20 protein-coding genes and 2 tRNA genes are annotated in these 22,965 nt (G+C 66.3%); 12 read left to right on the forward strand and 10 right to left on the reverse strand.

Annotated features, from left to right (window positions below; all coding sequences use genetic code 11):
* Positions 1 to 6: 6 nt before the first annotated feature.
* The 5 genes from sufC to AmiPiv_RS11635 form a co-directional block, all read right to left on the reverse strand.
* Positions 7 to 762 (reverse strand): Fe-S cluster assembly ATPase SufC, encoded by a 756-nt coding sequence (gene sufC, locus AmiPiv_RS11615; RefSeq protein ID WP_340037612.1) that lies wholly within the window; start codon positions 760 to 762, stop codon positions 7 to 9.
* An 18-nt stretch (positions 763 to 780) separates the two neighbouring features.
* Positions 781 to 981, reverse strand: a complete 201-nt coding sequence (locus AmiPiv_RS11620) for a hypothetical protein (RefSeq protein WP_340037613.1) — start codon at positions 979 to 981, stop codon at positions 781 to 783.
* A gap of 14 nt (positions 982 to 995) precedes the next feature.
* Entirely contained in the window at positions 996 to 1,172 is a 177-nt protein-coding gene (locus AmiPiv_RS11625; RefSeq protein ID WP_340037614.1) for a hypothetical protein, read from the reverse strand.
* Positions 1,172 to 2,689: a Fe-S cluster assembly protein SufB gene (gene sufB, locus AmiPiv_RS11630; RefSeq protein ID WP_340037615.1), complete on the reverse strand. Its 1,518-nt coding sequence runs from the start codon at positions 2,687 to 2,689 to the stop codon at positions 1,172 to 1,174. Before sufB ends, AmiPiv_RS11625 begins: the two co-directional genes overlap by 1 nt.
* A 165-nt stretch (positions 2,690 to 2,854) precedes the next feature.
* Positions 2,855 to 4,018 carry a cysteine desulfurase family protein gene (locus AmiPiv_RS11635; protein WP_340037616.1) on the reverse strand — a complete coding sequence of 388 codons (1,164 nt, stop codon included), beginning with the start codon at positions 4,016 to 4,018 and terminating at the stop codon, positions 2,855 to 2,857.
* A 219-nt stretch (positions 4,019 to 4,237) separates the two neighbouring features.
* Between AmiPiv_RS11635 and AmiPiv_RS11640 the strand changes: the two genes are divergently transcribed.
* Both AmiPiv_RS11640 and AmiPiv_RS11645 read left to right on the forward strand, forming a co-directional pair.
* Complete coding sequence (locus AmiPiv_RS11640) at positions 4,238 to 4,912, forward strand: alpha/beta hydrolase (protein WP_340037617.1); 675 nt, start codon at positions 4,238 to 4,240, stop codon at positions 4,910 to 4,912.
* Between the two features lie 12 nt (positions 4,913 to 4,924).
* Positions 4,925 to 5,572 (forward strand): FMN-binding negative transcriptional regulator, encoded by a 648-nt coding sequence (locus AmiPiv_RS11645; RefSeq protein WP_340037618.1) that lies wholly within the window; start codon positions 4,925 to 4,927, stop codon positions 5,570 to 5,572.
* 181 nt (positions 5,573 to 5,753) lie between these two features.
* On the opposite strand, the gene AmiPiv_RS11650 is transcribed toward AmiPiv_RS11645, so the two are convergent.
* Complete coding sequence (locus AmiPiv_RS11650) at positions 5,754 to 7,112, reverse strand: esterase-like activity of phytase family protein (RefSeq protein ID WP_340037619.1); 1,359 nt, start codon at positions 7,110 to 7,112, stop codon at positions 5,754 to 5,756.
* Between the two features lie 97 nt (positions 7,113 to 7,209).
* Positions 7,210 to 8,334, reverse strand: a complete 1,125-nt coding sequence (locus AmiPiv_RS11655) for an anhydro-N-acetylmuramic acid kinase (protein ID WP_340037620.1) — start codon at positions 8,332 to 8,334, stop codon at positions 7,210 to 7,212.
* A 107-nt stretch (positions 8,335 to 8,441) separates the two neighbouring features.
* Here AmiPiv_RS11655 and tyrS point away from each other — a divergent pair, with 107 nt between their 5' ends.
* A complete protein-coding gene (gene tyrS, locus AmiPiv_RS11660; RefSeq protein ID WP_340037621.1) occupies positions 8,442 to 9,695 on the forward strand; it encodes a tyrosine--tRNA ligase in 1,254 nt (417 codons plus the stop codon).
* 81 nt (positions 9,696 to 9,776) lie between these two features.
* Here tyrS and AmiPiv_RS11665 read toward each other — a convergent pair whose 3' ends face one another.
* The gene (locus AmiPiv_RS11665) at positions 9,777 to 13,223 is read right to left on the reverse strand and encodes a hypothetical protein (protein WP_445206943.1); all 3,447 of its coding nucleotides are present in this window, start codon (positions 13,221 to 13,223) and stop codon (positions 9,777 to 9,779) included.
* Positions 13,224 to 13,271: 48 nt separating this feature from the next.
* Between AmiPiv_RS11665 and AmiPiv_RS11670 the strand changes: the two genes are divergently transcribed.
* Together AmiPiv_RS11670 and AmiPiv_RS11675 are read left to right on the forward strand one after the other, a co-directional pair.
* Positions 13,272 to 13,742, forward strand: coding sequence for a peroxiredoxin (locus AmiPiv_RS11670; protein ID WP_340037623.1), 471 nt, complete (start codon positions 13,272 to 13,274; stop codon positions 13,740 to 13,742).
* Between the two features lie 80 nt (positions 13,743 to 13,822).
* Positions 13,823 to 15,085, forward strand: a complete 1,263-nt coding sequence (locus AmiPiv_RS11675; RefSeq protein WP_340037624.1) for a M23 family metallopeptidase — start codon at positions 13,823 to 13,825, stop codon at positions 15,083 to 15,085.
* 230 nt (positions 15,086 to 15,315) lie between these two features.
* Here AmiPiv_RS11675 and AmiPiv_RS11680 read toward each other — a convergent pair.
* A tRNA-Asp gene (locus AmiPiv_RS11680) sits at positions 15,316 to 15,392 on the reverse strand.
* 214 nt (positions 15,393 to 15,606) lie between these two features.
* On the opposite strand from AmiPiv_RS11680, the gene AmiPiv_RS11685 reads away from it, so the two are divergent.
* A tRNA-Val gene (locus AmiPiv_RS11685) sits at positions 15,607 to 15,682 on the forward strand.
* A gap of 143 nt (positions 15,683 to 15,825) precedes the next feature.
* On the opposite strand, the gene AmiPiv_RS11690 is transcribed toward AmiPiv_RS11685, so the two are convergent.
* Positions 15,826 to 16,263: an Lrp/AsnC family transcriptional regulator gene (locus tag AmiPiv_RS11690; RefSeq protein ID WP_340037625.1), complete on the reverse strand. Its 438-nt coding sequence runs from the start codon at positions 16,261 to 16,263 to the stop codon at positions 15,826 to 15,828.
* 128 nt (positions 16,264 to 16,391) lie between these two features.
* Between AmiPiv_RS11690 and rocF the strand changes: the two genes are divergently transcribed.
* The 6 genes from rocF to nadC all read left to right on the forward strand — a co-directional run bounded on the left by rocF (position 16,392) and on the right by nadC (position 22,938).
* On the forward strand, positions 16,392 to 17,312 hold the full coding sequence (gene rocF, locus AmiPiv_RS11695) for an arginase (RefSeq protein WP_340037626.1): 921 nt from the start codon (positions 16,392 to 16,394) through the stop codon (positions 17,310 to 17,312).
* The gene (locus tag AmiPiv_RS11700; protein ID WP_340037627.1) at positions 17,312 to 18,382 is read left to right on the forward strand and encodes an ornithine cyclodeaminase; all 1,071 of its coding nucleotides are present in this window, start codon (positions 17,312 to 17,314) and stop codon (positions 18,380 to 18,382) included. The genes rocF and AmiPiv_RS11700 overlap by 1 nt, the downstream gene beginning before the upstream one ends.
* A gap of 178 nt (positions 18,383 to 18,560) precedes the next feature.
* Positions 18,561 to 19,490 carry an NUDIX hydrolase gene (locus AmiPiv_RS11705; protein ID WP_340037628.1) on the forward strand — a complete coding sequence of 310 codons (930 nt, stop codon included), beginning with the start codon at positions 18,561 to 18,563 and terminating at the stop codon, positions 19,488 to 19,490.
* An 81-nt stretch (positions 19,491 to 19,571) separates the two neighbouring features.
* Positions 19,572 to 20,546 carry a quinolinate synthase NadA gene (nadA, locus tag AmiPiv_RS11710; protein ID WP_340037629.1) on the forward strand — a complete coding sequence of 325 codons (975 nt, stop codon included), beginning with the start codon at positions 19,572 to 19,574 and terminating at the stop codon, positions 20,544 to 20,546.
* Positions 20,543 to 22,084, forward strand: coding sequence for an L-aspartate oxidase (locus AmiPiv_RS11715; RefSeq protein WP_340037630.1), 1,542 nt, complete (start codon positions 20,543 to 20,545; stop codon positions 22,082 to 22,084). The genes nadA and AmiPiv_RS11715 overlap by 4 nt, the downstream gene beginning before the upstream one ends.
* Before the next feature lie 2 nt (positions 22,085 to 22,086).
* Positions 22,087 to 22,938, forward strand: a complete 852-nt coding sequence (nadC, locus tag AmiPiv_RS11720; protein WP_340037631.1) for a carboxylating nicotinate-nucleotide diphosphorylase — start codon at positions 22,087 to 22,089, stop codon at positions 22,936 to 22,938.
* Positions 22,939 to 22,965: the final 27 nt, after the last annotated feature.

Consider the following 22,965-nt stretch of genomic DNA (forward strand, 5'->3'; position numbering starts at 1 on the left):
GCCACCTCAAGCCGCCTCTTCGATGATCCCGGCGTAGCCGTTCTCTTCGAGTTCGAGCGCCAGCGACTTGTCGCCGGACTTGATGACCTGGCCCTTGTAGAGCACGTGCACGCTGTCGGGCACGATGTGCTCCAGCAGGCGCTGGTAGTGGGTGATGACGACGATGGCGCGGTCGGGCGAACGCAGCGCGTTGACGCCGTCCGAGACGATCTTGAGCGCGTCGATGTCGAGGCCGGAGTCGGTCTCGTCGAGCACGCAGAGCTTCGGCTCGAGCAGCTTCATCTGCAGGATCTCGGCGCGCTTCTTCTCGCCGCCGGAGAAGCCGACATTGACCGGACGCTTGAGCATGTTGATATCCATGCTGAGCGAGGCGGCCGCCTCCTTCACGCGCTTGAGGAAGTCCGGCACCTTGAGCTGCTCCTCGTCGCGCGCCTTGCGCTGCGAGTTCATGGCGACCTTGAGGAACTCCATGGTGGCGACGCCCGGTATCTCCATCGGATACTGGAAGGCCAGGAAGATGCCCTTGGCGGCGCGCTCGGCCGGGTCCATCTCCAGGATCGACTCGCCGTTGTAGAGGATGTCGCCCTCGGTGACCTCGTAGTCCTCGCGGCCGGCGAGGATGTAGGACAGCGTCGACTTGCCGGAGCCGTTGGGGCCCATGATGGCGGCGACTTCGCCGGCCTTCACGGTCAGGTTCAGGCCGCGGATGATCTCGGTGCCATCCTCGACGATACGGGCATGCAGGTTCTTGATCTCAAGCATCGTTCTTCCTGTCGTCCTTCAGTTCGTTACTGGCAGCTTTGCGAGCAGCGCCAGCGTAGCGAAGAGAATTCCGGCACCTGCGATGATGAAGTAGGACCATTCGACAAAGGCTGAGAGCCTGTCATTCCACTTCCGCGTCCAATCGCGCAGGTAAACGTACTTGCCGGTCTTCCCTTCCTTGTTTTCCACTCGGTTCAACTCCATGCCGAACCAGTTCAATTCACTCTTTGCCGCTATATCCCGTCGCGCAGGCTCTTCAGCAACAAGAAGGCCAGCGGCGGAATGACACCCAGTGCCATCATCGGTGTCGCCAGCGAGCTTTCGAAATACAAAAGCACCAGCGCCACAAACAGGTAGGCCACCCATCCGAGGGCCAAATAGCCCGCCAGATTGCGGCCCTGCCGCGACATCAGCCGACCGAGCCCTCGAGGCTGATGCCGATGAGCTTCTGCGCCTCGACGGCGAATTCCATCGGCAGTTCCTGGATGACTTCCTTGACGAAGCCGTTGACGATGAGCGCGATGGCTTCCTCCTCGGGGATGCCGCGCTGCATGACGTAGAACTTCTGGTCCTCGGAGATCTTCGACGTCGTCGCCTCGTGCTCGAACTTGGCGGTGGCGTTCTTGGCCTCGATGTAGGGCACCGTGTGCGCACCGCACTGGTCGCCGATCAAAAGCGAGTCGCAGTTGGTGAAGTTGCGGGCGCCGGTCGCCTTGCGGTGGGCCGAGACCTGGCCGCGGTAGGTGTTCTGCGAGAAGCCGGCGGCGATGCCCTTGGAAATGATCCGGCTCCTGGTGTTCTTGCCGAGGTGGATCATCTTGGTGCCGCTGTCGACCTGCTGGTAGCCGTTCGACACCGCGATCGAGTAGAAATTGCCCTGGCTGTCGTCGCCGCGCAGGATGCACGACGGGTACTTCCAGGTGATCGCCGAGCCGGTCTCGACCTGGGTCCAGGAGATCTTCGAGCGGTCGCCGCGGCAGTCGCCGCGCTTGGTGACGAAGTTGTAGATGCCGCCCTTGCCCTGGGCGTCGCCCGGGTACCAGTTCTGGACGGTCGAATACTTGATCTCGGCGTCGTCGAGCGCGACGAGCTCGACCACCGCGGCATGCAGCTGGTTCTCGTCGCGCTGGGGTGCCGTGCAGCCTTCGAGATAGGAGACGTAGGCGCCCTCCTCGGCGATGATGAGGGTGCGCTCGAACTGGCCGGTGTTCTTCTCGTTGATGCGGAAGTAGGTCGACAGCTCCATCGGGCAGCGCACGCCCTTGGGCACGAAGACGAACGAACCGTCGGTGAAAACGGCCGAATTCAGCGTCGCATAGTAGTTGTCGGAGGTCGGGACGACCGTGCCCAGATATTTCTTCACCAGTTCGGGATGCTCGCGGATGGCTTCCGAGATCGAACAGAAGATGACGCCGGCCTTGGCCAGTTCGTCCTTGAAGGTGGTGACGACCGAAACCGAATCGAACACGGCGTCGACGGCGACGCGGCCCGACTTGTAGACGTTGTCGTTGGCTTCCTCGAACTCGGGATCGGCCTCCTTCTGGACGCCGGCGAGGATTTCCTGCTCGCGCAGCGGGATGCCCAGCTTCTCATAAACCTTGAGAATCTCGGGATCGACCTCGTCAAGCGACTTCGGGCCCGACTGGTTCTTCGGCGCGGCGTAATAATAGATGTCCTGGAAGTCGATCTTGGGATAGTCGACGCGCGCCCAGGTCGGCTCTTCCAGCGTCAGCCAGCGGCGGAACGCCTCGAGACGCCATTCGAGCATCCATGCCGGTTCGTTCTTCTTGTTCGAGATGAAACGAATGATGTCTTCGTTCAGGCCCTTGGGGGCCTTGTCGGTCTCGATCTCGGTCTCGAATCCGTATTTGTACTGGTCCACATCGATCTTGCGGACCTGCTCGATCGTCTCCTGCACAGCAGGCATCAGCGTTCTCCATCCACGCCGGGGTCAAGGCCCGGCAGTTTTCAAACTATGGCACCGCAGGAGCGGCGTAAGTTCCATATAGTGCATCCCGGCCGGGAATTCACCCGCAAGCTTCGCCCGCGGCGACCGTCATGCACCCACTCAGCGGCCCGAGGGCCGATCCGTCTACGCCGCCTGCGTCGCTCCGGCCCGGCGCGCCAAGAGCTTGGCCAGCGCCTCCGCAAACAGCGCGATGTCCTCGTCCGTCGTCTGCCGGCCGATCGAGACGCGCAACGCGCCGAGATTGTCGACATAGCCCATGGCCTTCAGCACATGGCTGGGACCGACCTTCCCCGACGAACAGGCGGAGCCGGCCGAGAGCGCTATGCCCGCGAGATCGAAGGCGATCTGCGCCGTCTCGGCCTTGACGCCCGGAATAGCGAAGAATGTCGTGTTGGCAAGCCGTTCGACGCCGTTTCCGAAGATTTCGGCATCGGGAGCGAGCCGCAGGACCGCATCCTCGATGCGGTCGCGCAGGGCTGCCACCCTGCCCATGTCGGCCAGGCCGGCCAGGGCTTCGCGCGCGGCCGCGCCAAAACCCGCGATCGCAGGCAGGCTTTCGGTGCCGCCGCGATGGCCCTTTTCCTGGCCGCCGCCGGTGACCAGGGGTGCCGGCATCATCAGGTCGGCCATGGCAACGATCGCACCTGCGCCCTTGGGTCCGCCGATCTTGTGCGAGGAGAGAATCAGGTAATCGGCGTAACCCTCTGACATGTCGAGAGGAATTCGCCCTGCCGCCTGGACGGCGTCGAGCACCAGCACCCCGCCCGAAGCCTTCACCAAATCGGAGATGGCGCGGAAGGGCTGGATGATGCCGGTCTCGTTGTTGGCGGCGTGGATGGCCACCAGCGGCAGGCCTTCGGACTTGTCGTGGGCGGCAAGCGCCGCTTCGAGCGCCGCAAGATCGACGATGCCGTTCCTGTCGACGCCGATGCGCACGACACGCTCGGCCGGGAAGCGGCCGCCGTTGAGCACGCAAGGGTGATCGGCCTCGCAGACGTAGAGCCTGGACATGCGGACAGTGCCGCGGCCCATGCGCCAGTCGGGCGAAAGCAGCGTGGTCGCGGCTTCCGTGGCGCCCGAGGTGAAGACGACGTGCTCGGGCCTGGCGCCGACGAGGGCGGCAACGTCGCGCCGGGCATCCTCGATCAACTTGCGGGCGGCACGCCCCTCGCCGTGCACGGACGACGGATTGGCCGCCACATCGAGCGCCGCGACCACGGCCGAACGCGCTGCGGGCAGCAGCGGCGCACTGGCATTGTGGTCGAGATAGGCGCGCGGTCCGGCCATTTTCCTGGTTTTTGCCCTGTCAAATCACGTTCGGGAGCAGCGACGCGCAATTTCCTTGAAATCCCAAGGCGAGCCGTCCTATCTACCCGCTTTGCCAACCGTGCGGTTTTGCCGCCCAGTTTTGAACAGTTCTAAACTAGCTTCTATGTAGACGCATCCGCCGCGTCAAGGCTGGGCTCAGGATTGTATCGTCTGCGCCTGCATCAAGTGGAGTATAATATGCCAGAGGTCATTTTTGCCGGTCCGGCGGGTCGCCTGGAAGGCCGCTATCAGCCGTCCAGCGAAAAGAACGCGCCCATCGCCATCGTGCTGCACCCTCACCCGCAATTCGGCGGCACGATGAACAACAAGATCGTGTACGACCTCTTCTACATGTTCCAGAAGCGCAACTTCACGACGCTGCGCTTCAATTTCCGCGGCATCGGCCGCAGCCAGGGCGAGTTCGACCACGGCACGGGCGAGCTCTCCGACGCCGCCGCAGCGCTCGACTGGGTGCAGTCGCTGCATCCGGATTCGAAGAGCTGCTGGGTGGCCGGCTACTCCTTCGGCGCCTGGATCGGCATGCAGCTTTTGATGCGCCGCCCGGAGATCGAGGGCTTCATCTCGGTGGCGCCGCAGCCCAACACCTACGACTTCTCGTTCCTGGCGCCCTGCCCCTCGTCGGGCCTCATCATCCATGGCGATGCCGACAAGGTCGCGCCGCCCAAGGACGTGCAGGGCCTGGTCGACAAGCTGCACACGCAGAAGGGCATCACCATCACGCAGAAGACGCTGTCGGGCGCCAACCACTTCTTCGGCAACGACCCCGAACTTCTGATCGACGAATGCGCCGAATATCTCGACCGCCGCCTGGCGGGCGAGCTGGCCGACGCGCGTCCGAAGCGGCTCAAGTAGGCAAGGGCAGCCATGTACCAGCCGCCTCACTTCAAGGAAACGCGGCTGGACGTGCTGCATGCGCTGATCAGGGCCCACCCGCTGGGCCTGCTGATCTGCAACGGCGCCGACGGGCCGGTGGCCAACCCGCTGCCGTTCCTGCTCGATGCCGAACCTGCGCCGCACGGCCGGCTGCGCGCGCATCTTTCCCGTGCCAATCCGCAATGGCGCATGCTCGCCGACAATCCCGATGCGCTCGTCGTGTTCCAGGGTGCCGACAGCTACGTCACGCCGTCCTGGTACGAGACCAAGCGCGAGACCGGCAAGGTGGTGCCGACCTGGAACTATGCCATCGTGCAGGTGCGCGGAAGGGTCCGGGTCATGGACGACAAGGACTGGCTCGCCGGGCAGATCGCCGAGCTGACGGCCACCCACGAAGGCGGCCGCGCCGAGCCGTGGCAGGTGAGCGACGCTCCCGACGCCTATGTCGCGGCCCAGATCAAGGGCATCGTCGGCCTGGAAATCGACATCGCGAGCATCGAGGGCAAGTGGAAGGTCAGCCAGAACCGTCCGGTCGCCGACAGGGTGGGCGTGGCGGAAGGGCTGGAGGCCGGCAGGCCATCGCCCCAGGGCGCCGAGATGGCGCAGCTGGTGCGCAGGTTCGGCGGGCTCGACGGCTAGCCTTCAGCCGCCTTCGAACCAAAACCTGCCCCAATGCGTCGACAGCTGCGTTTCGTCCGCGCGGGCGAACGGCAGGACGACGGATTCTTTCATCTTCGCAAGGCACTTGCGGAAAATCGCTGAGAAAAAGAATCCGGACCGCAGAGCGGCCCGGACGCGTCCCGAAGCGGTATGGCCGGTCTTACTTGGCCTTGAGCAGGTCGCCCACTTCGAGCAGCACGAACTCGTTGTCGTCGGCCTTGTCGATGGCGCGGCCGGCCGAGAACGGCAGGTTGTTGTCGTCGCCCACGACGATGTGGGTGTCATCGACCAAGTCGACGTTCTCGATGGTGTTGAAGGGCATGTCGTAGAAGCCCTCGCCGCCGCCCTGGCGCTTCCTGTTGTCCGGGTCGGCGATCTTCATGAGGTCGATGTAGCCGATCTTGCGCACGGCATTGCTGGCGTTTTCGTCGGACATCTCGATCTTGTAGATGCGCTTGAACAGCGCCGGACTGGCGAAGCAGTCGGGCTTGGGGTTCTTGGCGTCGGCACAGGCCTTTGCGGCGACACCGGCGCCCTGGTCGCGCTCGATGACAAGGGCGGTGGTGTCGTCGATCATGTTGAAGTCGCCGATCGCGTCGCCGCCGGCGGACAGCGGATAGAGCCAGCTGCGGCCGGTCCATTCCTTCCTGGCGACGTCGAACTCGACGATGCGCAGGCCGCGATTGCCCTCCACCTGCTCCATGGTGCCGTCCTCCTTGAACAGCGCGCCTTCGAGCAGGCCGTAGAGCTTCGAGCCGTCCTTCGACTGGGCGAGGCCCTCGTAGCCGCCGGAACGCTTGAGGTTGAAGGCCGGCATCGGCAGCGTCGGATTGGCCTGCAGCGTCAGTGTCGCGTGGTCGGGCGACTTCACCGGCTTGCCGTCGACGGTGGTGCCGACGACGTCGGTCAGCTTGCCGTCGAGGTCGAATTTCAGCAGATAGGGACCGAACTCCTCGCCGACCCAGAAGCCGTCGGCGACCGGCTGGATCGACTCGACGTCGAAATCGCCGCCGGTCAGGAAGCGGGTGTCGGAGCCTTCGAGCACGATCGGGAACGGCGCCTTGCGGTCCGGATCGGTGAGGAAAAGGGTCTTGATGCGGTTCATCGTGCCCTTGTCCCAATCGAAAGAGACGTGGTGCAGCATCAGCGCGGCGTCGGTCGAATTCAGCTTGTTGCCGAAGCCGTTGTCGGAGAGCGACCAGAAGGTGCCGTCGCCCATCGACTTGATGCCGGAGAAGCCCTGCAACGGCTGGCCGTCGAAGGGCAGCGAAAGGCCGGTCGGGCGCACGCCGTCCTTGCCCGGAACGGTGCCGATGCCCTCGGCGCGCTTGCGGTCGGGCGTGGTGAACTTGCCGGCAGTGCGCAGGTGCTCGGGCGCATTTTCGGGTGCCGGGATGATGGTGTTGGCGGGCAGGATCGCATGGCCGGCGAGCGTCGCCGGATATTCCTTCTCCTCCGCCAGGGTGGAGGCGGTGGAAAGCGCGAGAATGGCCGCAGCCAGATGGAGGGAGCGTCGCATGGTGGACCCCGGTTGGTTGAACTGACGCGCCTCTGCTAGGAGCGCGCCATGTCGGCCGGGTGACGCCTGAATGAAACTTTGATGAAGTCCCCAGCGATCAGGGCTCGGCGCGGACGCCGCCCGTGACGGGCCGGCTGCAGCCGGTTGTCGTCGGGAAGGTGAGCGGCAGGCCGAGCGCCGAGCGCACGGCGAGAAAGGCCCAGGCCTCGGCCTCGGTGGCGTCGCCGTCGAGGCCGGCATCCTCGGCGACGATGACCTTTGCACGGGTTCGTTCCGCCCCTGCCCTGAGGTCGCCGACGACATGCGGGTTCTTGCGACCGCCACCGCAGACGATCCAGAGTCTTGGCGCTTCCGGCAGATGCTCGACGGATTTCAAGATGGCCTCGGCGGAGACATTGGCGAGCGTGCGGGCGCCGTCGGCGAGTTCCAGCCCCTCGGCCAGTGCAAGCGTGAAATCGTTGCGGTCGAGCGACTTGGGTCCGGATTCGTCGAAGAACGGGTTGTCGAGGTAGCGCGCGACCACCTCGGCGACCACGCCGCCCTCGCTGGCGATGGCGCCGCCGGCGTCGAAGGGAACACCGCCCTCGCGGCTGACCCATTGGTCGATCAGCGTGTTGCCCGGCCCGCTATCGAAGGCGATGGGATCGCCCTCCTCCGGCACATAGGTGATGTTGGAGATGCCGCCGACATTGACGAAGACGGCAGGCTTCATCGCGCGATAGGGCTCGGGCAGCGAACGGGCGAGCGCTGCGTGATAGGCCGGCACCAGCGGCGCCCCCTGCCCGCCCTGCGCCATGTCGGCGGCACGCATGTCGTAGACGACCGGGATGCCGGTCTCGCGGGCGAGCAGGCCGCCGTCGCCGAGTTGGACGGTGAGGCCGAGTTGCGGGCGGTGCAGGACGGTCTGGCCGTGGAACCCGATCAGGTCGGGCTTGCGCCATTCCGCCGGCAGGCCGGCCACGAAATCGCGTACGACAGCTGCGTGGCGCAGCGTGATCTTGCGCTCCAGGTCGGCCAGATCGCCGGGCCTGTCCTCCCGGCGCACGATCGCCTTTGCCGTTTCCAGCGAAGCCTCGATGCGGCGGCGGAAAGCAGCTTCGTAAGCGATCGCCGACGAAGGCCCGAATTCGATGGTGTTGACACCATCGGTACGCAGGATGGCGATGTCGATGCCGTCCATCGAGGTGCCGCTCATCAATCCGATCGCCGTCAGGAGCGCCATGAAGCCTGCTGTCCTTGTGATTCCATGGGTTCAGATGCTAAAGCGCCAGCGGCGCCGATCCAATGCCGGGCCGGCCGAGACAATCCGTCCGACAAGAGAACAAGAACATGCCCTCGCTGAAATCCGATTTCCTGAGCATCCTCTGGGAACGCGGCTTCATCCACCAGATCTCGGATGAGTCCGGCCTCGACGACCTCTTCGCCAAGGAAATCGTGTCGGCCTATATCGGCTTCGACCCGACGGCATCGAGCCTGCATGCCGGCGGCCTCATCCAGATCATGATGCTCTACTGGATGCAGAAGACCGGCCATCGGCCCGTGGCCCTGATGGGCGGCGGCACCGGCATGGTGGGCGACCCGTCCTTCAAGGACGAGGCGCGCAAGCTGATGACGCCGGAGACGATCCAGTCGAACATCGACGGCATCAAGCAGGTGTTCTCGAAGTACCTGACCTTCGGCGACGGCCCGCGCGACGCGCTGATGCCGAACAACGCCGAGTGGCTGATGCCGCTCAATTACCTCGAGTTCCTGCGCGACGTCGGCCAGCACTTCTCGGTCAACCGGATGCTGAGCTTCGATTCCGTCAAGCAGCGCCTCGACCGCGAGCAGTCGCTGTCGTTCCTCGAATTCAACTACATGATCCTGCAGGCCTACGACTTCGTCGAGCTCAACAAGCGGTACGGCCTGCGCCTGCAGATGGGCGGCTCGGACCAGTGGGGCAACATCGTCAACGGCATCGACCTCGGCCATCGCCTCGGCACGCCCCAGCTCTACGCGCTGACCTCGCCGCTGCTGACCACCTCTTCCGGTGCCAAGATGGGCAAGTCGATGAACGGCGCGGTGTGGCTGAACGCCGACATGCTGTCGGCCTACGACTTCTGGCAGTACTGGCGCAACACCGAGGACGCCGACGTCGAGCGCTTCCTCAAGCTCTACACGGTGCTGCCGCTAGACGAGATCGCAAGGCTCGCGGCCCTCGGCGGCTCGGAGATCAACGACGCCAAGAAGGTGCTGGCAACCGAGGTGACGGCTATGCTGCACGGCCGTGCCGCGGCAGAGCAATCGGCCGAGACCGCGCGGAAAACCTTCGAGGAAGGCGCGCTCGCCGACACGCTGCCGACCGTCGAGGTTGCCGGCGACGAATTGAAGGCCGGCATCGGACTCCTTTCGCTCGTCGTGCGCGCCGGGCTTGCCGCCTCGAACGGCGAGGCCCGCCGCCATGTGCAGGGCGGCGCCGTCAGGCTCAACGACCAGCCGGTCAACGACGAACGACGCGCGGTGACCACCGCCGACCTGACGCCGGAAGGCGTGGTCAAGCTGTCGCTCGGCAAGAAAAAGCACATATTGGTGCGCCCGGCGTAAAGGCCGCGCCTCGCAAAAATCAGAAATGGCCGGCACTGCCGGCCATTTTCGTATCTGGAGGTTGCCCGTTGGCGGCCGGGCTCAATATTCGAAGATGGCCCGGAAAATGCCGGGCGCGATCACCGACAGAGGATTGACCTGCAGCCTAGGCGCGTTGGCGTCGCCCGAGAGCTTGTAGGTCACTCCGATCAGGCCGCGGTCGCGGCCATTGCCGAGGATCACGCCGACCAAAGGCAGCTCGCCGAAGAGGCGGTTCAGGCCGTAGGCCGGCATGAAGGTGCCGGTCATGTTCATCTGGCCCTGCTGGTCGTAGAGGACGCCCTGGAAGGTCGTGCCGATCAGCGGCCCGCGCAACACGCCGTCGGCCAGCGCCAGATATTTCTCCCGTTTGTCGATCTGAGCAAAGCCGCGCTCGAACTTGACCCGAGACACGTCGATGTCCTTGCGCACGGCCTGGTTGAGGCTGCGCGTGTCGCCAGCCGGCTTGCTCGACACGATGGAGGCCAGCCGCGGCTCGTCGACCACCCAGAATTCGCGCACGTCGACCTGTCCCCTGAGCGGGCCATTGCCGGCCGATTCCAGCGCGAGCGCCAGGCTGCCGCCCTGCATGCGGCCGTAGACGTCGAGGAAACGCAGGATGGCGCCGGCATCGGCGGAGCGGACGTCCATGCGGCGGCCGTCACCCTTGGGCGCGTTGCTGACGGTGATCAGGCCGCCGGACGCCGCGGTGGCCGCGACGGTGAGGCCGTTGATCCGGCCGCCGGAGCCGGAATAGTCGATCGAGACGTTCTGGAGCGCTTCCCCGCCGAACCCGACCATTTTCGCGACATTTGCGCTAACCGACACCGAGTTGGAGCCCGCCGACTTGGTCGCGGTGTCGGTGTCGGCCATGAACTGCTTGATCAGCGAACGGGCGTCGAGGGTGTCGCCTTTCACCCGCACGGCAAAACCCTTGCCCGAACGCCTGATGTTTACCGAAACCTCGTCGCCGCGGTTGAGCTGCACCCGGCTGAACGTCGCCGTCGACAGGCTGCCGCCGGCGAGCGTGACCTCGCCCTTGATGCCGAAGGTGGCGCCTTCGAGCTCGAAACCGGAAAGCGTCGCGTTCTGGCCGTCGCCATTCATGACGAACGACACCTTGCCGGGTATGCCCGGCCCCTTGCTCCAGCCGACCCATGGAAAATCCAGCCGGGCGGCGGTGAGATCGGCGACGATGTTGCGCTTGCCCGGTTCCGGCTGCTCGACATCGACCTTGATCGTGCCGGACAGCATCTCCGAAAGACCCGGAATCAGCGCGTTGCGAAGTTTGTCGTCAAGCACCAGCTCCACGTTGCGCTCGCGCTCGAGCCCTTCCTGCTCGCGCAGCGGTTCGACGAGATCGAGCTGAGCCGGGACGCCGTTGAGTTTGCCTTTGGCCGAGACGACGGCCTTGCTGGGGGTCACGGTGATCGAACCGGTCGCCTCCGACAGCTGCTGGCCGTCGAAGGGCTTCGCCAGCGCAAGCTTCTCGTAGTCGAGCGACACGGCCCAGTCGAGCTTGTCGGTGTCGATACCCTTGGTGAGCGGGATATCGGCCTTGACGTTGCCGGTCACGTCGCCGCTCAGTTCCTCCGGCAGGATACCGACGTGGCGCATGGCATTGATCGGCTCGTAGGAGGCAAGTTCCGCCACTGCGTCGGCGCTGCCCGCCACGTCGATGTCGAGCGCGCCGATGACGGGCGAGACGTTCGCCTTGACCACCTTGAGCTTGCCGTTGCTCGCCGCGACCGTGCGGCCGCTGGGCATGAAGACCGTTCCGGACGACAAGGCGACGTCGACGTCGTTGCCGAAGAACTCGACCACGCCGACGGCGTCGCGGATCGGCGGAATGTGACCGGCGGTGTCGAACCGCGTGCCTTCGATGCTGAAGCGGCCGGAAACTTCCTGGGCGGTCAGCGGAACGCCGTTGCCCAGGCGGTCGGGCCTGACGTCGAACCGGACGCTGCCTTCCACGACGCGCCCGCCGAACAGGTTCTGCAGGACCCACAGCCGGGCGTTGCGGGCCGAGAACCACGGCCAGAGCTGCTTCACATGGGCGACCGGCATGTCGTGCACGTTGAACGCCAGGAAGATGCCCGGCGCCTTGCCCTCGACGAAGCGGACCGAAGCCTTGCCCAGCACCTCGCCGGTGGGGCCGGACTTGACGCCGATCTGGTCGGCCGACAGCGTCTTGGTCGCCACATCGTAGGTGCCGGCGACGCGAGCGAGGAAGTTCATCCCCGGCTCGGGCGATTCTCCCGGAGCCAGCCGCGATTCGCGGCTGATGAGCTCGAACCGGTAGGCCGCACTGTCTCCCGGGGCATTGGTGGCGGGCCTCGGGCCGAGGCCGCCGATGAAATCGAAGGTGGAGCGGTCGGTGGTGACCAGCAGCTTGCGGATGTCCAGCTTGTTCAGGCCGTCCGCCAGACGCGCGTCCACGGTGATGTCGCCGACCAGTTGGCCGCGCGGGCCGAGGTCGAGCGTGGACTTTCCGATCGAACCCCTGGCGACGAGCTCCGCACCGCTGCCGGTCTCGCTGCCGGTGATCACCAGATCCGCCGAGCCGATACGGCTCGCCTTGGCCGCCGGCACCTGCGCCTGACCGGCGAAGGGGTCCGTCATCGTGACCGACGCTTCGAGCGTAGCGATCCTGTCGGCTTCGGCTTCGCGGCTCGCCTTGGCCGTCAGCTCGACGTCGCGGCCGTCGATGTCGAAGGTGGCGGAAACGCGAAGATCGCCGAGGCGGGTCTTGGCAAGCGCGGCGTTCAGAACGCGGACGATCTTCACTTCGCCGCCGGACGGAAGGACGAAATCGACGTTGTCGAGCGCGATCTCGCGCAGCCCGTCCCAGCGCACCGCCTGGAAGCCGCGGCGCACCTCGCGGAACGTCCCGTCGAGCACCTTCTGCGGCTCCACGAGGCCCTGCCCGTTGCGCAACGCAGCCGCCCAGTCCGAACCGCCCCCCCCCGGCACGGCCTCGACGACGATTCGGGCGTCGGAGATCCTGGCATTGCCCAGCCGAATGTCGCCGGACAGCAAGGGCAGCAGCCTGATGCCGAAGCGCATCGACCCCACGCTGGCGATTTCAGCGCCACCGGCACTGCGCAGTCGCACGTCCGGCACCTCGACGGCGACAAGCTTCAAGCCGTCGAGCGCCAGCCTCACCTGCCCCATCGACACGTCGACATCGACGCCAGCCAGTTCCTCGATGGCCCGCTCGGCCTCCGAGCGCATCCTGTCCTGGCCGATGCCGGAATAGCTCAACGCCTCGACGGCGATGATCGCCAGAAGCAACAGCGAGCCCGCCACGGCGACCGCCGCGAGCGCGCAATGGCCGGCGCGGCGCCACTTCGACGGCGGCGGGCTCAGTTCCAGGCCGGCAGCCGACGGCATCGCGCCAAGATCGGTGATCTCGTCGCGCCTGAAACGGATTTTCTCGTGCCGAAGCACTTCCTGACCCACGCGGTGTCCCGTAGTCGTTTCGGTCGTGGACGAATCCAAGTCCGGCATTAATATCCTGACATCCCTGCGAGCCTAACTTCAAACAAGGGTATCGACGTGTCTGAACTCGAGACTGGCCAACCCGCCCCGCAATTCGCCCTGCCGCGTGACGGCGGGGGTATTCTGACGCTTTCCGATTTCGCCGGCAAACCGATTGTCCTCTATTTCTATCCCAAGGACGATACGACCGGCTGCACGGCGGAGGCGATCGACTTCAGCCGGCTCAAACCCCAGTTCGAGGCCGCAGATGCGGTCGTCATCGGCATGTCTCCCGACAGCACCAAGAAACACGACAAATTCAAGGCCAAGCACGACATTGGCATCGATCTGGTGGCAGACGAGGAGCGCACGGCCCTGGAGGCCTACGGCGTCTGGGCCGAGAAGTCCATGTATGGCCGCAAATACATGGGCGTCGAGCGCACCACCTTCCTGATCGGCCCCGACGGCAAGATCGCCCGGATCTGGCGCAAGGTCCGCGTGCCCGGCCATGCCGAGGAAGTGCTGGAAGCGGTGCATGCACTGCGCTGAGCGTTCGCGGCCGAAAATCTTTGTTAACCCTAATAATGTGTAATCGGACCGTCGACATCTCGGCGTGAGAGTTCGGTCCGGTGAAAACATCAGCTCAGGCTGCCGCCTTCGGCAGACGCAAGGAACCGCATACGGTCATCATCGCGCGCGGCAATGAGATCCGGCACTTCACCGTGCGCCCCTGGATCGCCGCCGCCGCCGGCTCGGCATTCGCCGTGGCCGCGATCGGCTATCTGACGGCCACGACCTACCTGGTCTTCCGCGACGACCTGATCGGCGCGACCATGGCCCGCCAGGCGCGCGTGCAGCAGGCCTACGAGGACCGCATCTCGGCGCTGCGCGCCCAGGTCGACCGCATCACCAGCCGTCAGTTCCTCGACCAGCAACTGATGGAAACCAAGGTCAGCGAGCTGCTGTCGCGGCAGTCGCAGCTGTCGTTGCGGAACGGCCGACTAGGGCCCGCCGCCGATCAGGAACCCACCTCGCCCGCCGATGCCGCGCCGCCCGCCAAGTCGCCGGACGAGCAGGCCAGCCTCGTCGGCGCTCCTCAGGCGGAGACGCTCGCCGTGGCGACTGCAGACGCCAGCCGCCCCTTCTCCTTCTGGTCGACCAGGGTGACCAGCCACGAGGCCGAAAGCCAGGCCGACCGCGCCGACCGGCTTTTCGTGACCCTCAACAAGTCGCTGCGCGCGGTCGAAGACGACCAGATCGAGCGCGTGACGACGCTTGCGAGCGATGCCTATCAGGCGGCGGACACGATCGCCGAAACGTTGCGGGACGCGGGCCTGCCGGCCGACCAGGATTTTGGCAAAGTGGATGTCGGCGGGCCGCTGATCGCGCTCGACGGCCCGATGGCCTTCGACACCAAGGTCAAGGAACTCGACGACGCCCTCGACGTCCTCGAACGACTCAAGACCGGCGCCCGCAAGCTGCCGCTCGCCAATCCCGCCCCCGGCAGGTCCGTCTCCAGCCCGTTCGGGCCGCGCAAGGACCCGCTGATCGGCAGCGCCGCCCTTCATTCGGGAACCGACCTTCGCGCGCCCTACGGAACCGCGGCCTTGGCCACGGCTGCCGGCACCGTTACCAAGGCCGGCTGGAACGGCGGCTACGGCCGCATGGTCGAGATCGACCACGGCGGCGGCTTCGTCACCCGCTATGCCCATTTGAACAAGGTGCTGGCGGTGCCGAACCAACAGGTCGTTCCGGGACAGCAGATCGGCGAGATCGGCAGCAGCGGCCGTTCGACCGGCCCGCACCTGCACTATGAGGTGCGCCGCAACGGCGAGCCTGTCGACCCGCTGCGCTTCATCCGAATCGGCAACAAGCTCGGGCAATATCTCTGAGGACTGCACGGCGACGTGATTCGCTGCCCGGCAGCGATGAAGTGGTCGAGCCGCGCCCCCCCCCCGCTTTTCCCGAAGCCGAATCGCAAGGCCCAGGGTTCCTCACCCGCAAGCCGGACGAGCACCGCCGCCTTCATGGCATGCTGGAGCGCGCAGACAGAAGATCGAAAATCGACAATGTGGAGGAATTGAAACGCTCGGAGCTTCCGGACCTAAGCCCTTGAAACGACTGGCGCGAGTGACGGGGCTCGAACCCGCGACCTCCGGCGTGACAGGCCGGCACTCTAACCGACTGAGCTACACCCGCGCTTTGGACGTTGGCGCTGGGCGCCGCGTCGTTGGGCGGTGAATTACGGGGTTCGTGGGGAGGTGTCAAGCGACATCGAGAAGATATTCGACAAACTTCGTCGTCTATTTTTCGCAGTCCGCAAAAGCCGCTGGGCGAAGGCTTCACATGCCGTTGCGGCATGCATTTGAACTTGCGGATCAAGGTCGAACCGCTTAAAGCTCCGCTCCGCCGGGGGCGATTAGCTCAGTTGGTAGAGCGCTTCGTTTACACCGAAGATGTCGGCGGTTCGAGCCCGTCATCGCCCACCATCCTCCCTGCCCTGCACACAGCACTGAACGTCACGCTCCCGCGTGCACCGCGATGTCGCAAACGCCCGTACTGGTCGGTAGAAGGCGTCCTTCCGGCGATGACCGGTTCGCAGCGCGCTTGCCGTACCATCCGCCAGGCGGCGTCACAGCCTCGCCCTGGTGCTGCGGGGCGTGGCGAGCAGCAAGCTGGTCTCGCTTCCGGTGATCCCCTGTATGAGCCGGATCCGCCTCAGCACGGCGTCGAAATCGGTCAGTGTCGAGGTCGCGAGCTCGACCACGAGGTCCCAGCGCCCGTTGGTTGTGTGGATCGTCGAGACCTCGGAGAACCCGCCGAGGGCGCGCATGACGCGGTCGGCGGCGTGGCCCTCGATCTCGATCAGCATGATGCCGCGCACCGGCTGGTCGACCGCGTCGGCGCGCAGGATGACCGTGTAGCCCAGGACGTCGCCCGACTTTTCCAGCCGCTCCATGCGCGCACGCACGGTGGCGCGCGAGACCCCGAGATCGACGGCGAGGTCCGAGATGCTGCGCCGACCCTGGTGCCTGAGCAGCGTCACCAGCCGCTTGTCCAATTCGTCCATCTCTTTTCCATTTCGATCAAAGTCGCTGCCACTTTGCGCAGTCTGCATATCGCTATTGCCAATTCAATGGCTTCATTTTGCCAGCTCCGTTCCCTTCAATACGGCCTCAATCGACACGGGCGACAACGATGCACTGCAATCTCATAGGAATTCCGCTTCAGGACGGGGCCGGCCGCATGGGCTGCGAGATGGGGCCGAGCGCGCTGCGCACGGCGGGCCTCGCCGCAGCACTGGCCGAACTCGGCCATACGGTCACCGATCTCGGCACGGTCGTGCCGAAGCCGGTCGAGGTAGGCTTGCACAGGAATGCCGCGCTGAAGTCGCTGCCCGAAATCGCCGCCTGGACGGCAGCGATCGCCGAGGCCGCCTATGCGGCGAGCGCCGATGCGATGCCGATCTTCCTCGGCGGCGACCATGCGCTTTCTGCCGGGACCCTTTCTGGCGTCGCCCGCAGGGCCGCCGAGACGGGGCGCCCGCTGTTCGTGCTGTGGCTCGACGCCCACCCCGACTTCCACACGCTCGACACCACGGCAAGCGGCAACCTGCACGGCGTTCCGCTCGCCTATGCCAGCGGCCTGCCTGGCTTCGAAGGCTACTTCCCTCGCCTGCCCGCGCCGGTCGACCCCAAGCGCGTCTGCACGCTCGGCCTGCGCAGCGTCGACCCGGCCGAGCGCCGGGCGCTCACCGAGGCGGGCGTGACCGTCCACGACATGCGCTCGATCGACGAGCATGGGCTTGCGCCGCTCCTGCGCGCTTTCCTCGAGCGGGTCGCCGCCGAGAACGGGCTGTTGCATGTCAGCCTCGACGTCGACTTCCTCGACCCGGCGATCGCGCCGGCGGTCGGCACCACCGTGCCGGGCGGCGCCACCTTCCGCGAGGCCCATCTGGCCATGGAGATGCTGCACGACAGCGGGCTGGTCACCAGCCTCGACCTCGTGGAACTCAACCCCTTCCTCGACGAACGCGGCCGCACCGCCATATTGATGGTGGACCTCACGGCAAGCCTGATGGGCCGCCGCATCATGGACCGCCCGACCAGGAGCTTCTGATGACCATCGCCAACCTCAACATCGTCCCCTTCGTCAGCGTCGACAACATGATGAAGCTGGTCCTGGAGATCGGCGTAGACCGTTTTCTCGGCGAGCTTTCCGCCTATATCGAGGAGGATTTCCGCCGCTGGGAACTGTTCGACAAGACGCCGCGGGTGGCCTCGCACAGCCATGACGGCGTGATCGAGCTGATGCCGACCAGCGACGGGCAGCTCTACGGGTTCAAATACGTCAACGGCCACCCGAAGAACATGCGCGAGGGCCTGCAGACGGTGACCGCCTTCGGCGTGCTCGCCGACGTCGGCTCGGGCTACCCGATGCTGCTCACCGAGATGACCATCCTGACGGCGCTGCGCACCGCCGCGACCTCGGCGGTCGCGGCCAAGTACCTGGCGCCCAAGGGCTCCGACACGATGGCCATCATCGGCAACGGCGCCCAGTCGGAGTTCCAGGCGCTGGCGTTCAAGAAGCTGCTCGGCATCGACAAGCTGCGTCTCTACGACATCGACATCGAGGCAAGCCGCAAATGCGCGCGCAACCTCGACGGCCTCGGCTTCGACATCAGGATCTGCACCTCGGGCCAGGAAGCGGTCGAAGGCGCGCAGATCATCACCACCGTCACGGCCGACAAGCAGAACGCCACGATCCTGACCGACAACATGGTGGGCACGGGCGTGCACATCAACGCCGTCGGCGGCGACTGCCCCGGCAAGACGGAGCTGCATCGCGACATCCTGCTGCGCTCGGAGATCGTGGTCGAGTATCCGCCGCAAACGCGCATCGAGGGCGAGATCCAGCAGCTCGAACCGGAGCATCCGGTAACCGAGTTGTGGCGGATCATCGCCGGCAAGGCCGAGGGCCGCGCCAGCGAACGGCAGGTGACGCTGTTCGATTCGGTCGGCTTCGCCATCGAGGACTTTTCGGCGCTTCGCTACGTCCGCGACCAGTTGCGCCACACCAAGCGCTACGAAGAACTCGACCTGCTTGCCGATCCCGACGAGCCGCGCGACCTGTTCGGCATGCTGCTGCGGCAGGCAGCCAAGGAAAAAGCGCAGGCTGCGATCGCCTAGCTCTTACGCATGGTCATTCGCGTTGCGGCTTTCCGCGATGGATTTTCTGCCGTCGCCAAGCCAAGACTGGCGAAGACCTTGCGCGGTGCATCGAAAAGGCGACGGCGGCAGTTGACGCCTCGCTTTTTTCTCTGTCCCATCGCGCCGCAATACCAATGGCCGACGACAGAGGATCAGCGTGGCGAAGCACAGTGAGCGGCAGCAGGAGCGTCACGCGATCGGTGCGGACCTGATCGCCGTGCTGGTGGCTGCGCCCAACGGCAATCCGGTGGTGCTCACCATCAAGGATGCCACCGCCCTGCCCTCGGGGCCTTTCGAGCTCGGGCACCGCTCGCTGCAATCGGGGCTGCGCGACTGGGTCGAGCAGCAGACCGGCCATCCGCTGGGTTACATCGAGCAGCTCTACACCTTCGCCGATCGCGACCGCAGCGGCGAGGATTCGTCGCGCCGGGTGATCTCGATCAGCTATCTAGGGCTCACCCGCGAGGAGCCTTCGCGCGCCACGCCGCCGGGGAGCTGGCGCAACTGGTACGAGTTCTTCCCCTGGGAGGACCACCGCTACGGCGCACCGCCGGTGATCGTCGACGTCATCGAGCCGGCCTTGCGCCGCTGGGCCGACGCCGCCGGTCATGAGGAGAAGCGCAGCAAGCGCTGGCAGCGCGCCGCCGTCTGCTTCGGCTTCGACGAGCGCGGCTGGAACGAGGAGCTGACCTTGCAGCGCTACGAGCTGCTCTACGAGGCGGGGCTTGTCGAAGAGGCGGCGCGGACGAAGGAACCGGCAGTACAACTCGTCCCGGGTAGGGCGATGGACGGCGACCACCGGCGCATCCTTGCCACCGGCATTGCCCGCCTCAGGACCAAGATCAAGTACCGCCCGGTGGTGTTCGAGCTGATGCCGCCTGCGTTCACGCTGCTGCAGCTGCAGCGCGCCGTCGAGGCGCTGGCCGGGGTGACCGTGCACAAGCAGAATTTCCGCCGGCTGATCGAGCAGCAGGACCTGGTCGAGGAGACCGGCCAGATGTCCTCCGAGACCGGCGGCCGGCCGGCGAAGCTGTTCCGCTTCCGCCATGCCGTGCTGGACGAGCTGCCGGTGGCCGGCACCAAATAGCAAACTTCCCCTTGACAGGCCTTATGCTCATGCTAAGCATATGTCTTGATTATACTCAACTAGAGCATAATAGGGATGACGATGTCTGGCATTTCCCCCTCCGCCGCCGCGCTCTACAGCCGTGTCGAAAAGGTCATTCCCGCCATCGAATGGCCGGCCTTCACCGACGACATCGAGGCGATCCTGAGGCTCAAACGAGAGCGCAACGCCGTCATCCTGGCCCACAACTACCAGACGCCCGAGATCTTCCACTGCGTGGCCGACATCGTCGGCGACAGCCTGGCGCTGGCCCGCAAGGCGATGGATGTCGAGGCCGACGTGATCGTGCTGGCCGGCGTGCACTTCATGGCCGAGACGGCAAAGCTGCTCAATCCGGGAAAGACGGTGCTGATCCCCGACATGGGCGCCGGCTGCTCGCTGGCCGACTCGATCACGCCCGAGGACGTGCGCCTGATGCGGCAGCGCTATCCTGGCGTGCCGATCGTCACCTACGTCAACACCTCGGCCGCGGTGAAAGCCGAATCCGACATCTGCTGCACCTCGGGCAACGCCAAGGCGGTGGTGGAATCGCTCGGCGTGCCGCGCGTCATCATGCTGCCGGACGAATATCTGGCGCAGAACATCGCCGCCCAGACCGACGTCGAGATCATCGCCTGGAAGGGCCATTGCGAGGTGCACGAGCGCTTCACGCCCGAGGACATCCGCGAGCTGCGCGCCGCCCATCCGGGCGTCACCGTGCTCGCCCATCCCGAATGCCCGCCGGAAGTGGTGGCGGTGGCCGACTTCGCCGGCTCGACGGCGGCGATGTCGGACTATGTCGGCAGGGAGAAGCCGGCCCGCGTGGTGCTGATGACGGAATGCTCGATGAGCGACAACGTCGCCGTCGACCACCCCGATGTCGAGTTCATCCGCCCCTGCAACCTCTGCCCGCACATGAAGCGGATCACCCTCGCCAACATCCGCTCAGCACTCGAGGAGATGCGCCACCCCGTCGCCATCGAGTACGACCTCTCGGACCGTGCGCGGCTGGCCGTCGAGCGGATGCTGGCGGTATGAACACCGACCGGCGCGACCTCGCGGGCCGCCCCGTCATTGTCGGCGCCGGCATCGCCGGGCTGATGACGGCGCTGGAGCTGGCGCCCGAGCCGGTGGTGCTGCTCTCGGCATCAGCGCTCGGCGGCGAGGCTTCCAGCCCGCTGGCCCAGGGCGGGCTGGCAGCCGCTGTAGGCAGCGACGATACGCCCGAGCTGCATCTCGCCGACACGCTGGCTGCCGGCGACGGCCTCTGCGACGAGGCGATTGTCCGTCGCATGGTCGAAGCGGCACCGGCTGCGATGGAGAAACTGGAGCGTCTCGGCGTCGGCTTCGACCGCGCGCCCGACGGCAGCATCGCGCTCGGGCTGGAAGCCGCGCACAGCCGCCGGCGCATCGTCCATGCCGGCGGCGACGCCACCGGTCGCGAGCTGGTGCGCGCGCTTGTGGCGGCAGTGCGCCGCACGCCGTCGATCACGGTGCTGGAAGGGTTTGCCGCGCGGCGGCTGATCGTCGAGGACGGCGACATCGCCGGCGTCTTGGCAGTGGGTCCCGAAGGGGCGGTCACGCTCGCCACCGGTCGTGTCGTGCTCGCCACCGGCGGCGTCGGCGGCCTGTTCCGCGACACGACCAATCCGCTCGGCTGCTTCGGCCAGGGGCTGGCGCTTGCCGCCCGCGCCGGTGCCGAGCTTGCCGACCTCGAATTCGTGCAGTTCCACCCGACCGCGCTGGACACGCCGGTGCGTCCGATGCGGCTGGTGAGCGAGGCCGTGCGCGGCGAAGGTGCCGTGCTGGTCGACGAGACCGGCCGCCGCTTCCTCGCCGACCTGCCGGGCGCCGAGCTGGCCACCCGCGACGCCGTGGCGCGCGGGGTGTTCCGCCACCTCGCCCGCGGCCACAAGGTGTTTCTCGACACGCGCGCCTGCCTGGGCTCGCGCTTTGCCGCGCGCTTTCCCGCCATCGATGCGTTCTGCCGCGAGGCCGGCATCGACCCGGCGCTTGACCCGATCCCCGTTCGCCCCGCCGCGCACTACCACATGGGCGGCGTGGCGGTGGACGCCGAGGGCCGCAGTTCGGTGCCCGGCCTGTGGGCCTGCGGCGAGGTGGCCTCGACCGGGCTGCACGGCGCCAACCGCCTGGCCAGCAACTCGCTGACCGAAGCCGTGGTCGGCGCCGGCTGGGCGGCCGACAGCATCCGCAACACACCGTCCCGGCACTCCACACAGGCCGAAACAGCACAGGCTTCGATCCGCCCCGATGCGTCGCCGGTTCGCGGCATCGTCTCGCAAGCGCTCGGCGTGCTGCGCGACGGCGACGGCCTGCGCGAGGCGGCGTCCGCTCTGCTGCCGCTTGCCACCGGCGCCGGCGCGGACGCCGACCCGGCGGCGGTGGGACTGATGATGGCTGTCGCAGCACTCGGCCGCGAGGAAAGCCGCGGCGCGCACAGCCGCACCGACTATCCGACCAGGAGCGCCGTCGCGCGCCGCTCCAAGCTCACGCTCGGCGCGGCGCTGAAGATCGCCGCCAAACTCGACCTCACCCCGCTGGCCCGGAGCGCCTGACCATGCACCTCACTCCCCTGCCCCGGATCATGATCGAACCGCTGGTTCGTGCTGCTCTCCTGGAAGATCTCGGCCGCGCCGGCGACATCACCACCGACGCCATCGTACCCGCCGACCTTCAGGCCAATTTGGTGCTGGCGGCACGCCAGCCGGGCGTGGTGGCCGGGCTAGACCTGGCGGTTCTCGCCTTCGGCCTCATCGACCCCGCAATTGTCATTGCGATTTCGACACCCGACGGCAGCCGCGTCGTGCCCGGCGACGTCATCGCCACGCTGAGCGGCCCGGCCCGAGGCCTGCTGACCGGCGAGCGCGTCGCGCTCAATTTCCTCTCCCATCTCAGCGGCATCGCCACTGCGACCGCAGGCATCGTCGATGCCGTCGCCGGCCACAAGGCGCGCATCGTCTGCACGCGCAAGACCACGCCCGGCCTGCGTGCGCTGGAGAAATACGCCGTGCGCTGCGGCGGCGGCTCCAACCACCGCTTCGGCCTCGACGACGCGGTGCTGATCAAGGACAACCACATCGCCATTGCCGGCGGCGTGCGCCCGGCCATCGAACGGGCCAGGGCCAATGTCGGCCACCTGGTGAAGATCGAGGTCGAGGTGGACACGCTCGGCCAGCTGGACGAAGTGCTCGGGCTCGGGGTGGATGCGGTCCTGCTCGACAACATGGCGCCCGAAACGCTGATCCAGGCGGTCCAAATGGTCGGCGGGCGGGCCATCACAGAGGCCTCGGGCCGGGTCAATCCCACCACCGCGCCGGCAATCGCCGCCAGCGGCGTCGACCTCATTTCCGTCGGCTGGCTGACGCACAGCGCGCCGATCCTCGATATTGGACTGGACACGGCCGCCTGACCGAGGCAATGGTCCCGCCCCGGTGGG

It is taken from the genome of Aminobacter sp. Piv2-1, from assembly GCF_037625995.1.
GTDB lineage: Bacteria > Pseudomonadota > Alphaproteobacteria > Rhizobiales > Rhizobiaceae > Aminobacter.

What these genes read in the sequence shown, in the direction of transcription:
- sufC (WP_340037612.1), bottom strand. Translation starts at nt 762, where the DNA reads ATGCTTGAGATCAAGAACCTGCATGCCCGTATCGTCGAGGATGGCACC.
- AmiPiv_RS11625 (WP_340037614.1), bottom strand. Translation starts at nt 1,172, where the DNA reads ATGTCGCGGCAGGGCCGCAATCTGGCGGGCTATTTGGCCCTCGGATGG.
- sufB (WP_340037615.1), bottom strand. Translation starts at nt 2,689, where the DNA reads ATGCCTGCTGTGCAGGAGACGATCGAGCAGGTCCGCAAGATCGATGTG.
- AmiPiv_RS11635 (WP_340037616.1), bottom strand. Translation starts at nt 4,018, where the DNA reads ATGGCCGGACCGCGCGCCTATCTCGACCACAATGCCAGTGCGCCGCTG.
- AmiPiv_RS11640 (WP_340037617.1), top strand. Translation starts at nt 4,238, where the DNA reads ATGCCAGAGGTCATTTTTGCCGGTCCGGCGGGTCGCCTGGAAGGCCGC.
- AmiPiv_RS11645 (WP_340037618.1), top strand. Translation starts at nt 4,925, where the DNA reads ATGTACCAGCCGCCTCACTTCAAGGAAACGCGGCTGGACGTGCTGCAT.
- AmiPiv_RS11650 (WP_340037619.1), bottom strand. Translation starts at nt 7,112, where the DNA reads ATGCGACGCTCCCTCCATCTGGCTGCGGCCATTCTCGCGCTTTCCACC.
- AmiPiv_RS11655 (WP_340037620.1), bottom strand. Translation starts at nt 8,334, where the DNA reads ATGGCGCTCCTGACGGCGATCGGATTGATGAGCGGCACCTCGATGGAC.
- tyrS (WP_340037621.1), top strand. Translation starts at nt 8,442, where the DNA reads ATGCCCTCGCTGAAATCCGATTTCCTGAGCATCCTCTGGGAACGCGGC.
- AmiPiv_RS11665 (WP_445206943.1), bottom strand. Translation starts at nt 13,223, where the DNA reads ATGCCGGACTTGGATTCGTCCACGACCGAAACGACTACGGGACACCGC.
- AmiPiv_RS11690 (WP_340037625.1), bottom strand. Translation starts at nt 16,263, where the DNA reads ATGGACGAATTGGACAAGCGGCTGGTGACGCTGCTCAGGCACCAGGGT.
- rocF (WP_340037626.1), top strand. Translation starts at nt 16,392, where the DNA reads ATGCACTGCAATCTCATAGGAATTCCGCTTCAGGACGGGGCCGGCCGC.
- AmiPiv_RS11700 (WP_340037627.1), top strand. Translation starts at nt 17,312, where the DNA reads ATGACCATCGCCAACCTCAACATCGTCCCCTTCGTCAGCGTCGACAAC.
- nadA (WP_340037629.1), top strand. Translation starts at nt 19,572, where the DNA reads ATGTCTGGCATTTCCCCCTCCGCCGCCGCGCTCTACAGCCGTGTCGAA.
- AmiPiv_RS11715 (WP_340037630.1), top strand. Translation starts at nt 20,543, where the DNA reads ATGAACACCGACCGGCGCGACCTCGCGGGCCGCCCCGTCATTGTCGGC.
- nadC (WP_340037631.1), top strand. Translation starts at nt 22,087, where the DNA reads ATGCACCTCACTCCCCTGCCCCGGATCATGATCGAACCGCTGGTTCGT.